The sequence below is a fragment of the Oerskovia sp. NPDC057915 genome, assembly GCF_042887685.1.
Taxonomy (GTDB): Bacteria; Actinomycetota; Actinomycetes; order Actinomycetales; family Cellulomonadaceae; genus Oerskovia.
Map to the genome: position 1 here is coordinate 106,465 of NZ_JBHVOS010000009.1, position 9,847 is coordinate 116,311.

The window sequence follows — 9,847 nt, forward strand, 5'->3', positions numbered from 1 at the left end:
GGGCCTCTGCCACAGGGGAAGCCCACCGCACGTCAGCGTGCGCGACCGATCACATGCGAGCACCAACCACGTACTGAACCGGACCCACCTCGCGGTGGGCCACGAGAACGCGTCTGACCTGTGGCAGGGCGGGGAGAGATCAATGCACACGCTGGACAGCGTCGACGCAGCATCGCTGCGTAGCGACATCCCGGTCTTCCGGGCCGGGGACACCGTCAAGGTCAACGTCAAGGTCGTCGAGGGCAACCGCTCTCGTGTCCAGGCGTTCCAGGGCGTCGTCATCGGCCGCCAGGGTGGCGGCATCCGCGAGACCTTCACGGTCCGCAAGATCAGCTTCAGCGTCGGCGTGGAGCGTACCTTCCCGGTGCACTCCCCGACCCTCGAGTCGATCGAGCTCGTCACGCGCGGTGACGTCCGTCGCGCCAAGCTGTACTACCTGCGCAAGCTGCGCGGCAAGAAGGCGAAGATCAAGGAGAAGCGCGACGCGCTCCCCTCGAAGTGATCCGAGCCTGACCCCGCGTCAGCCTCGTCACACGTCCACGGGCGGCCACCCCTCGGGTGGCCGCCCGTCGGCGTCCCGGCGCCTGCCTGCCGCCTCAGGGCGCCTGCGCCCGGTTTCGCCCGAAGGCCCGCGCAGTGGCACAGTGAGCGCGTGACAGACAGCGCCGCACAGGCAGCACCCCTCCCCGAGCCCGTGCTGGGCGCGGTACCCACGACGGAGACGGACACGAGGAACCAGATGGAACCGGGCTCGTCCCGCACGCGGCCGGCGCCCCGGCGCGGCTCGCTGATGCGCGAGACCGTCATCATCCTGCTCAGCGCACTGGTGCTCTCCTGGCTGATCAAGACCTTCCTGGTGCAGGCGTTCTTCATCCCCAGCGCCTCGATGGAGGACACCCTCGTCGAGGGGGACCGGGTCATGGTCTCGCGTCTCGTCCCCGACGCGTTCGACGTGCACCGCGGCGACGTGGTCGTCTTCAAGGACCCTGGGGGCTGGCTGCCTCCGTACGTCGCGCCGGACCGGGGCGCGGTCGGCAACGCCGTGACGTCGGCGATGACGTTCGTCGGGCTGCTCCCGCAGGACACCGGGGAACACCTCATCAAGCGCGTCGTCGGGACGCCGGGCGACCGGGTCGTGTGCTGCGACGCACAGGCGCGCGTGAGCGTCAACGGGCAGCCCATCGACGAGACCTACATCAAGCCGGGCTCCGTCCCGAGCCAGGACCCTTTCGACGTGGTCGTCCCGGAGGGCATGCTGTTCGTCATGGGTGACAACCGTCAGCACTCGGCCGACTCGCGGTACAACACGGGCAAGCCCGGCGGGGGGTTCGTGCCCATCAGCAACGTCGTCGGGACGGCCTTCGTCAAGGTCTGGCCGCTCAGCGACCTCACCCTGATGCGCAACCCGGGCGACGTGTTCGCCGAGGTGCCGGAACCATGACGACCGACCTCGGCGCTCCGCTCGTCGCGGGCGAACCGCAGACCGTCGCGGCCCGCCGCGCGCCGCGCAAGGCTCCTGCGAAGCGGTCGACCGGGCCCAAGCCGCCGACGCTGCGCCACGAGCGCGCGATCCTCGACTCGGGCGCGCGGTTCGTCGCGGGCATGGACGAGGTGGGACGAGGAGCCCTGGCCGGTCCGGTGAGCGTGGGCGTCGTCGTGGTCGACCTGAGCACGGGTGCGTTCCCGAAGGGGCTGACCGACTCCAAGATGCTCACGCCCGCGGCCCGCGAGGCCATGCTGCCCGCGGTCCGCGACTGGGGGCTCGCCTGGGCCGTGGGCCACGCCGGGCCCGCGGAGATCGACGCGCACGGCATCGTCGTGGCGCTGCGGCTCGCGGGGCGCCGCGCGCTCGCACAGGTGCGACGTACTCTCGGCCCGGTCGACGCGGTCCTGCTCGACGGCAAGCACGACTGGCTGACCCGCCCGAGCGCGGACCTCTTCGAGGCGTTCGACCTCGACCCCGAGGACGACCTCGCCCTGCCCGACCCGGCCGTGCGCACGCTCGTCAAGGCCGACCTCCAGTGCGCGTCGGTCGCGGCCGCGAGCGTCCTGGCGAAGTGCGAGCGCGACGGCCTCATGACGGGCCTCGCCCGTCAGTACCCCGCCTACGGGTGGGACGGCAACAAGGGGTACGGCGCGGCAGTGCACGTGGACGCCCTCAAGGCACACGGCCCGACGCCGCAGCACCGGCGGAGCTGGCGGCTCCCCGAGCGCGACGAGGCCTGAGCGCCGCCCTCCGCGGTGGGGACCGCCGCGGAGGGCGGCGGGGCCGGGCGCGGCGCGCGGCGTGCCGTGCCGCGGAGAGCGGCGGGGCGGGTCGGGAGCGGGTGCGGCGGGACCGGGCGCGGCGCGCGACGGGGCCGGCGATCCGGAGTTGTGGCACTGGATGGTCCATGATGGTGCAGTGAGCGCCGAAGACCTCGAGAACTATGAGACCGAGATGGAACTGGCCCTCTACCGCGAGTATCGCGATGTGGTGGGCCTGTTCTCCTACGTGGTCGAGACAGAGCGACGTTTCTACCTGGCGAACCAGGTGGACCTCCAGGTCAGGTCGGCCGCAGGCGAGGTGTACTTCGAGCTGCGGCTCGCCGACGCCTGGGTGTGGGACGTGTACCGTTCCGCGCGCTTCGTGAAGTCGGTGCGCGTGGTGACGTTCAAGGACGTCAACGTCGAGGAGCTGGCCAAGGCCGAGCTCCAGCTCTAGCCCTCGCTCCAGCAGCAGTCCTGCGTCCCTCGCTCCGGCCGGGTCGCAGGACTGTCGTGCTTCCGCCATGGCGAGCCGTGCACAGGACCCGACGGTGAGCGCCTGTCCACAACCGGACCCTGCGCGCTCCCGCCGCCGCCCTGACCGGGCCAGGGTGTGAGCCGGAGGTGGGACATGAGAGCGAAGGACGCTGTCGGGCGGTACGGGGAGAAGGTCGCTGCGACGTACCTGGTCGAGGCCGGGTGGGTGGTCCTGGACCGCAACTGGCGGGGCACCCGGGGCGAGCTCGACCTGGTCGCCCGCGACGGTGACGTGCTGGTCGCGGTCGAGGTCAAGACCCGGCGAGGGACGGGCTTCGGTCACCCCGCCGAGGCCGTGACCCCCGACAAGCTGGCTCGGCTGCGTCGCCTGACCGGGGAGTGGGTCGCGACGCACCCGGTCCGCCCGGCGTCGATACGGATCGACGTCGTGGCCGTGGTCCTGCCCGCGGCCGGGGCCGCGCAGGTCGAGCACATCGTCGGGGTGAGCTGATGTCGCTCGGGACGACGTTCGCGGTCTCGCTCGTCGGTCTCTCAGGGCACCTGGTCGAGGTGCAGGCCCACCTGGCCGCCTCGGTCCCGGGGTTCACCCTCGTCGGCCTCCCCGACGCAGCGCTCTCGGAGTCGAAGGACCGCGTCCGCGCCGCGATCGCCTCGTCGGGCATCGAGTGGCCCCAGCGCAAGATCACGGTCAACCTGTCCCCGGCCTCGTTGCCCGAGGCGGGATCGGGCTTCGACCTCGCGATCGCGGTCGCGATGCTCGCCGGGGCCCGCAGGATCTCCGTCTCGGACCCCGAGCGCGTCGTGCACATCGGCGAGCTCGGGCTGGACGGTCGGCTCCAGCCCGTGCGCGGGGTGCTCCCCGCGGTCGCCGCCGCCGTCGCCGCCGGGTTGCGCGACGTCGTCGTGCCTGTGCAGGACGCGGACGAGGCCCGGCTCGTCCCCGGAGCGCGGGTCGTCGGCGTCGCGAGCCTGGCCGAGATCGCCGCCCTGTACGGCGCCGAGGTGCCGGGGATCGTGACGCCGACCTCCGCGGCGCGCCCGGCCCGGACCGCCGGGCCCCGGCGGTCCGCGGGGGACCTGCGCGACGTCCTGGGACAGGAGCAGGCGCGTCGTGCGCTCGAGGTGGCGGCCGCAGGCGGTCATCACCTGCTCCTCGTCGGGCCGCCCGGGGCGGGCAAGACAATGCTCGCGTCTCGGATCACCAGCATCCTGCCGGACCTCGACGAGTCCGAGGCGGTCGAGGTCACGGCCGTGCACTCGGTCGCGGGGGTCTTCGACCCGGGGCAGGGGCTGATCCGTCGCCCGCCCTACGAGGACCCGCACCACACCGCGACCCCGGCGTCGATCGTCGGCGGTGGCAGCGGACTGCCACGGCCCGGGGCAGCGTCACGAGCCCACCGGGGCGTGCTCTTCCTCGACGAGGCTCCCGAGTTCGGTTCGCGGGTCCTGCAGACCCTGCGCCAGCCGCTCGAGCACGGCGAGCTCGTCATCCACCGCGCCGCCGGGTCCGCGCGCTACCCGGCCCGCTTCCAGCTCGTGCTGGCCGCCAACCCCTGCCCGTGCGGCCTCGGGATCGGCAAGGGGCTCGAGTGCTCCTGCAGCCCGCTCGTCCGGCGACGGTACTTCGCCCGGTTGTCGGGACCGCTGCTCGACCGCGTCGACGTCCAGGTCGAGGTGCGCCCGGTGTCGCGCGTCGACCGGGCGGGAGGGGACGACGTGGAGTCGAGCGCGACCGTCGCGGCGCGTGTCGCGGCAGCTCGTGCGGCCGCCAGGACCCGGCTCGCGGGGACCCCGTGGGGCACCAACGCCGAGGTGCCCGGCACCTGGCTGCGCGAACGGCTCGGGCCGGACCCCGGGCTGCTCGCCGGGATCGACAAGGCCCTCGACCGCGGAACTCTCTCGTTGCGCGGTGCCGACCGGGTGCTCCGGCTCGCCTGGACCGTGGCCGACCTGGCCGGTCGTGCCGCGCCGAGCGCAGGCGACGTCGGGCAGGGGCTCGCCCTCCGGACGCGAGGGCACCATGGCTGACGCGGGGCCGACGTTCGACGTCGGCGACCCCGTGCTCGCACGCGCAGCGTGGAGCCGGATCGCCGAACCGGGGGACCAGGTCGCCGGCGCGCTCGTCACGCACCTCGGTGCCGGAGACGCCCTGGCCTGGCTCTACGACGCCGCGTCGAGCGTGAGCCCCGTGATGCCACGACTGCTCGAGCAGCACGCGGGACGGCCGTCGGTCGGCCGCGTGCAGCGGGCCGTGGAACGGTGGCGAGGTCGGCTCGCGACCCTCGACCCCGGTCGCGAGATCCGCGCCCTCGACCAGCTCGGCGGTGCGCTCCTGGTGCCCGGCGACCCGCGATGGCCGACCGCGGTCGACGACCTGGGCGATGCCGCGCCCCTCGCGCTGTGGGTCCGCGGCGAGAGCGACCTCGCGGGTCTCGCACGGCGGTCGACCGCGCTCGTGGGGGCTCGCGCCTGCACCGAGTACGGGCGGCACGTCGCGGCAGACCTCTCCTCGGGCCTGGTCGACCGTCGCTTCACGATCGTCTCGGGCGGCGCGTACGGGATCGACGCCGCCGCGCACCGGGGCGCGATCGCAGCGCGCGGACGCACCGTCGCGTTCCTCGCGGGAGGTGTGGACCGCCTCTACCCTGCCGGCAACACCGACCTCCTGCGCGCGGTCCTGGACGAGGGGAGCCTGGTCAGCGAGGTGCCGCCGGGCTCCGTCCCGAGCAGGGTCCGCTTCCTGCAGCGCAACCGACTCATCGCTGCCTTCTCCCGGGCGACCGTCGTCGTCGAGGCCGCCTGGCGCTCGGGAGCCCTGAGCACGGCGACGCACGCGAGCGCGCTGCTGCGTCCCGTGGGGGCGGTGCCCGGGCCAGTGACCTCGATGGCGTCCGGCGGGTGCCACCAGCTCCTGCGCGACGCGAAGGCCGTGTGCGTGACCGACGCCGACGAGGCCGCGGAGCTGGCCGGGCAGGTCGGGGCAGACACGCCGACCCCGCGGGTCGGGCGTGCCGCACCCCAGGACGACCTCGACGAGCTGGGCAAGCACCTGTGGGACGCCCTGCCGCTGCGTGCGTACGCAGCCGTGGACTCGGTGGCCCGCGCGGCCGGGCTCGGGCTCGACGAGACGCTCGGGGGGCTCGGGCACCTCGAGCTCGCGGGTCTCGCCGAGCAGTCCGGGGGCAGGTGGCGACGGGCTTCTCGGCCCTCGCGGGGCGTGGGTTCCACCGTACGGAGGGGGTGAGCGGCGACACTGGGACCATGAGCGACACCGAGCGGCACGGCACAGGTTCCGGCACCGGAGTCGGCAGCGGCAGCGGCAGCGCTGCCGGCAGCGGCAGCGCTGCCGGCAGCGGCAGCGGTGCCGGCGCCGGTACGAGCGCCGCCGGTGAGTCCGACCTGGCCGGCACCTCGCCCCGGAACGAGTCGAGCCTTCCCGTCGAGCTGGCCGTGGCCGTCGCGGAGTTCGAGCTGTACCTCGACGTCCAGCGAGGACTGTCGACCCACACGGTGCGTGCCTACACGGGCGACGTCCGGTCGCTCCTCGCGCGCGCCGTGGCGACGGGAGTGCGAGGCCTGGACGACGTCGACATCGCAGTCCTGCGCGACTGGCTCGCCGACCTCGGTGCTCGTGACCTCGCCCGCACCACGATGGCCCGGCGAGGAGCGGCCGCCCGCGCCTTCTTCGCCTGGACGACGAGCACCGGGCGCACGGCCCACAACCCGGCACTGCGCCTCGCGAGCCCCAAGGTCGCCCGTCACCTGCCGACCGTCCTCGCTGTCGACGCCGCCACCCACCTCATGGAGACCGCACGCGACGCGGCGGCGGACGGCGACCCGGCGCGACTGCGCGAGTGGGTCGCGGTCGAGGTGCTCTACGCCTCGGGCCTGCGCGTCGCCGAGCTCGTCGGCACCGACGTCGACGACGTGGACCTGGGCGAGCGGACGCTGCGCGTGGTCGGCAAGGGCGACAAGGAACGCGTCGTGCCGTTCGGTGTCCCCGCGGGGCGCGCGCTCCGACGCTGGCTCGACGTGGGGCGTCCCGCGCTCGTCGTCGCGGACTCCGGTCCCGCACTGCTCCTCGGGGACCGCGGCCACCGTTGGGGGCAGCGGCAGGCGCGCGAGACGGTGCACCGTCTTGCGGCCCTCGCCGGGGTCGACGACGTCGCGCCCCACGACCTGCGGCACAGCGCGGCGACCCACCTGCTCCAGGGTGGCTCCGACCTGCGCAGCGTCCAGGAGGTGCTCGGCCACGCCACGCTCTCCACGACCCAGCGGTACACGCACGTCAGCGCCGACCGTCTGAGAGCCTCGTTCGAGCAGGCCTTCCCGCGGGCGTGAGGCCTGGGTGCGGGAGCCCCGGGTCGCCGAGATGCGGCCAACGGGGGTCGTCACGGCCGGAGTGCCCCCGTTGGCCGTATCTCGCGGCGACCGGGCTCTGCGCGACGGGCACCGACCGGCCTTCGGGACGACGCGCCCCGCGGCGTGGGGCGCAGGGCGCTAGGTGTAGGAGGGAGATGCGGTCTGCGGGTGCGAGGCGCAGGTGGGAGATGCATGGTGCGGCCTGCGGGCGCGAGGCGCGGGTGGGAGGTGCGGCCTGCGGGCGCGAGGCGCGGGCGCGAGGCGCGGATGCGCGGCGGCCGCAGCCGCCCGGAGCGTGTCGCACCACCGGGCACGGCCCCTCGTCGGCGACCGGCACCGCGACGGGGACGCTGCTCAGCGCAGCGGCAGCAGCACGATCGGTTCGCGTGGCCCGAGCAGGGCGAGGGGGTCGACGTACGTGTCGCCACGGCGCACGCCCCAGTGCAGGCACGAGGCGGGCAGGCAGTGCCCGGCACCCGCAGGACCGGTACCCGCGGATCCGCCGACCTCACCGACCTCGACCGTCCCCACGACCTGCCCGCGGCCGACCCGCGTCCCCACGGCGACCGAGCCGTCGACCGGTTCCAGCGAGCTGCGCAGCCCGCCGTCGTGCAGGACGACCAGGACCCCACGGTCGACGACGGTCCCGGCGAACGTCACCATTCCGTCCTCGGGTGCCACGACGGCGCTCCCGGGCTGCGCCTCGAGGTCGACCCCACGGTGCCCGGCCAGCCAGTCCCGGTCGGGGGGAAGGAACCCGCGGACCACCACGAGATCGCCGGGGACGGGGGACGTCCAGCCCGCATCGTCCGGCGCCCCGTCCTCGGCGCCTCGGGCAGGGGGTCCGGCGAGCAGGGTGACCACCAGGACGGCGAGCACGAGCGCCGCGCCCGGCACCCGGAGCCGCACGCCTGCCTCGGCGTGCCCGGTCGCACGCGCACGGTGGAGCCGCACACCTGCCTCGGCGTGCCCGGTCGCACGCGCACGGTGGAGCCGCACGCCTGCCTCGGCGTGCCCGGTCGCACGCGCGCCTGCCCCCACGGCGTCCCCCACGCCGTCCCCCGCACGTGCCCCCGCACTGTCGCCCCCACCTGCCCCCGCGTCGGTGCGCGCTCCTGCCCGTCCGGGCGCCGCGCGCGGTGAGCCGGGGAGCGGGCCTGCGCGACGGCGTCGGGCAGGGGGAGGGGACGGGCGGGAGGACCGGCGGGACGTGAGCACAGACCGAGCCTCGCGCAGACCGGGTGCAGCCCGAGCAGCCGCCTCCCGGGCCTGTGGAGGAGACCTCGTCCGCCCGGCCTGTGCACGGGTCCGGCCGCGGCCTGCGATCAGGTAGACTTAACGCCGCGATCGGCACGTTCACTCGGACGGGCTCACGGCACTCCCGACGGTCACCCCAGAGGTCACCGGCGGGACACCACGAACCCCCCGCTGCGCGCCGTCGACTTCGCGCGTCACGTCCCCGACTCCCGACCTCTCCAGGTCGCCGTCAGGGGCCATCCCGACAACGGTCCGGACCCTCGTTCGCCAGGGCCCGGCGTCGGACCGTGGTGTGGCGCCAGGGGTGCAGGGCCAATCCCGGCCGGCACCGACAACCGGAATGCACCGACCGGACGCACTGCGACCGGTCGGACGAATGAGCGTGAGCAGCGGGAGGATCCCGCGTCACGCCTGAAAGGAAGTGCCATGGCCGTCGTGACCATGCGCCAGCTCCTCGACAGCGGAGTCCACTTCGGGCACCAGACCCGCCGCTGGAACCCGAAGATGAAGCGCTTCATCTTCACGGAGCGCAACGGCATCTACATCGTCGACCTGCAGCAGTCGCTGTCCTACATCGACCGCGCGTACGAGTTCGTCAAGGAGACCGTCGCCCACGGTGGCACGATCCTCTTCGTCGGCACGAAGAAGCAGGCGCAGGAGCCCGTCGCCGAGCAGGCCGCTCGTGTCGGCATGCCCTACGTGAACCACCGCTGGCTCGGTGGCATGCTCACCAACTTCACCACGGTGCACAAGCGTCTGCAGCGCATGAAGGAGCTCGAGGAGATCGACTTCGACGACGTCGCAGGCTCCGGGCTCACCAAGAAGGAGCTGCTCGTCCTCCGTCGCGAGAAGGACAAGCTGACCCGCACCCTGGGCGGCATCCGCGACATGGCGAAGGTCCCCTCCGCCGTGTGGATCGTGGACACCAACAAGGAGCACCTGGCCGTCGACGAGGCGCGCAAGCTGCACATCCCGATCGTCGCGATCCTCGACACCAACTGCGACCCCGACGTCGTCGACTACAAGATCCCGGGCAACGACGACGCGATCCGCGCCGTCACGCTGCTGACCCGCGTGATCGCCGACGCCGCCGCCGAGGGCCTGCTCCAGCGCCACTCGGGCCGCACGGGCGCCGAGGCCGGCTCCGCCACCGAGGCAGAGCCCCTCGCCGAGTGGGAGCGCGAGCTCCTCGCCGGTGCCGAGGCCGAGGCCGCCGTGGAGACCGCGGCCGCCGCCGAGGTCGTCGCCGAGGCTGCTGCCGAGGTCGCCGTCGAGGCCGAGGTCGTGGCCGAGGCTGCTGCCGAGGTCGCCGTCGAGGCCGAGGTCGAGGCTGAGGTTGCCGTCGAGGCCGCCGCCGAAGAGGCTGACGAGTCCAAGTGACGCCGTGGTGCGCGCCCCTCTCCGGAGGGGCGCGCCCCCCCCCCCCCCCCCCCGCCACCGGCACACCCGCGCGCCCCCCGACCCCCCGCACCTAATGACACCA

At 74.1% G+C, this 9,847-nt stretch carries 10 protein-coding genes; 9 read left to right on the plus strand and 1 reads right to left on the minus strand.

Annotated features, from left to right (window positions below):
- Positions 1-142 precede the first annotated feature (142 nt).
- The 8 genes from rplS (at position 143) to ACFVQ3_RS08225 (ending at position 7,086) form a co-directional block, all read left to right on the plus strand.
- A complete protein-coding gene (rplS, locus tag ACFVQ3_RS08190; RefSeq protein ID WP_030150610.1) occupies positions 143-502 on the plus strand; it encodes a 50S ribosomal protein L19 in 360 nt (119 codons plus the stop codon).
- A gap of 237 nt (positions 503-739) precedes the next feature.
- Entirely contained in the window at positions 740-1,441 is a 702-nt protein-coding gene (gene lepB / locus ACFVQ3_RS08195) for a signal peptidase I (protein WP_387637402.1), read from the plus strand.
- On the plus strand, positions 1,438-2,226 hold the full coding sequence (locus ACFVQ3_RS08200) for a ribonuclease HII (RefSeq protein ID WP_387637327.1): 789 nt from the start codon (positions 1,438-1,440) through the stop codon (positions 2,224-2,226). The genes lepB and ACFVQ3_RS08200 overlap by 4 nt, the downstream gene beginning before the upstream one ends.
- A gap of 178 nt (positions 2,227-2,404) precedes the next feature.
- On the plus strand, positions 2,405-2,704 hold the full coding sequence (locus ACFVQ3_RS08205; RefSeq protein ID WP_024840525.1) for a DUF2469 domain-containing protein: 300 nt from the start codon (positions 2,405-2,407) through the stop codon (positions 2,702-2,704).
- A gap of 174 nt (positions 2,705-2,878) precedes the next feature.
- Positions 2,879-3,235 carry a YraN family protein gene (locus ACFVQ3_RS08210; RefSeq protein WP_387637330.1) on the plus strand — a complete coding sequence of 119 codons (357 nt, stop codon included), beginning with the start codon at positions 2,879-2,881 and terminating at the stop codon, positions 3,233-3,235.
- Positions 3,235-4,773 (plus strand): YifB family Mg chelatase-like AAA ATPase, encoded by a 1,539-nt coding sequence (locus ACFVQ3_RS08215; RefSeq protein WP_387637333.1) that lies wholly within the window; start codon positions 3,235-3,237, stop codon positions 4,771-4,773. Before ACFVQ3_RS08210 ends, ACFVQ3_RS08215 begins: the two co-directional genes overlap by 1 nt.
- On the plus strand, positions 4,766-5,989 hold the full coding sequence (dprA, locus tag ACFVQ3_RS08220; RefSeq protein WP_387637336.1) for a DNA-processing protein DprA: 1,224 nt from the start codon (positions 4,766-4,768) through the stop codon (positions 5,987-5,989). The genes ACFVQ3_RS08215 and dprA overlap by 8 nt, the downstream gene beginning before the upstream one ends.
- A 17-nt stretch (positions 5,990-6,006) precedes the next feature.
- The gene (locus ACFVQ3_RS08225) at positions 6,007-7,086 is read left to right on the plus strand and encodes a tyrosine recombinase XerC (protein ID WP_387637339.1); all 1,080 of its coding nucleotides are present in this window, start codon (positions 6,007-6,009) and stop codon (positions 7,084-7,086) included.
- A gap of 375 nt (positions 7,087-7,461) precedes the next feature.
- Here ACFVQ3_RS08225 and ACFVQ3_RS08230 read toward each other — a convergent pair whose 3' ends face one another.
- Positions 7,462-8,160 (minus strand): murein hydrolase activator EnvC family protein, encoded by a 699-nt coding sequence (locus ACFVQ3_RS08230; protein WP_387637342.1) that lies wholly within the window; start codon positions 8,158-8,160, stop codon positions 7,462-7,464.
- 630 nt (positions 8,161-8,790) lie between these two features.
- Here ACFVQ3_RS08230 and rpsB point away from each other — a divergent pair.
- Positions 8,791-9,744, plus strand: coding sequence for a 30S ribosomal protein S2 (rpsB, locus tag ACFVQ3_RS08235; RefSeq protein WP_387637344.1), 954 nt, complete (start codon positions 8,791-8,793; stop codon positions 9,742-9,744).
- Positions 9,745-9,847: the final 103 nt, after the last annotated feature.

Bases quoted from the DNA above. Each gene is read 5' to 3' on its own strand.
- ACFVQ3_RS08210 (WP_387637330.1), top strand. From the start codon at position 2,879: ATGAGAGCGAAGGACGCTGTCGGGCGGTACGGGGAGAAGGTCGCTGCG.
- ACFVQ3_RS08225 (WP_387637339.1), top strand. From the start codon at position 6,007: ATGAGCGACACCGAGCGGCACGGCACAGGTTCCGGCACCGGAGTCGGC.
- ACFVQ3_RS08200 (WP_387637327.1), top strand. From the start codon at position 1,438: ATGACGACCGACCTCGGCGCTCCGCTCGTCGCGGGCGAACCGCAGACC.
- dprA (WP_387637336.1), top strand. From the start codon at position 4,766: ATGGCTGACGCGGGGCCGACGTTCGACGTCGGCGACCCCGTGCTCGCA.
- rpsB (WP_387637344.1), top strand. From the start codon at position 8,791: ATGGCCGTCGTGACCATGCGCCAGCTCCTCGACAGCGGAGTCCACTTC.
- rplS (WP_030150610.1), top strand. From the start codon at position 143: ATGCACACGCTGGACAGCGTCGACGCAGCATCGCTGCGTAGCGACATC.
- ACFVQ3_RS08215 (WP_387637333.1), top strand. From the start codon at position 3,235: ATGTCGCTCGGGACGACGTTCGCGGTCTCGCTCGTCGGTCTCTCAGGG.
- lepB (WP_387637402.1), top strand. From the start codon at position 740: ATGGAACCGGGCTCGTCCCGCACGCGGCCGGCGCCCCGGCGCGGCTCG.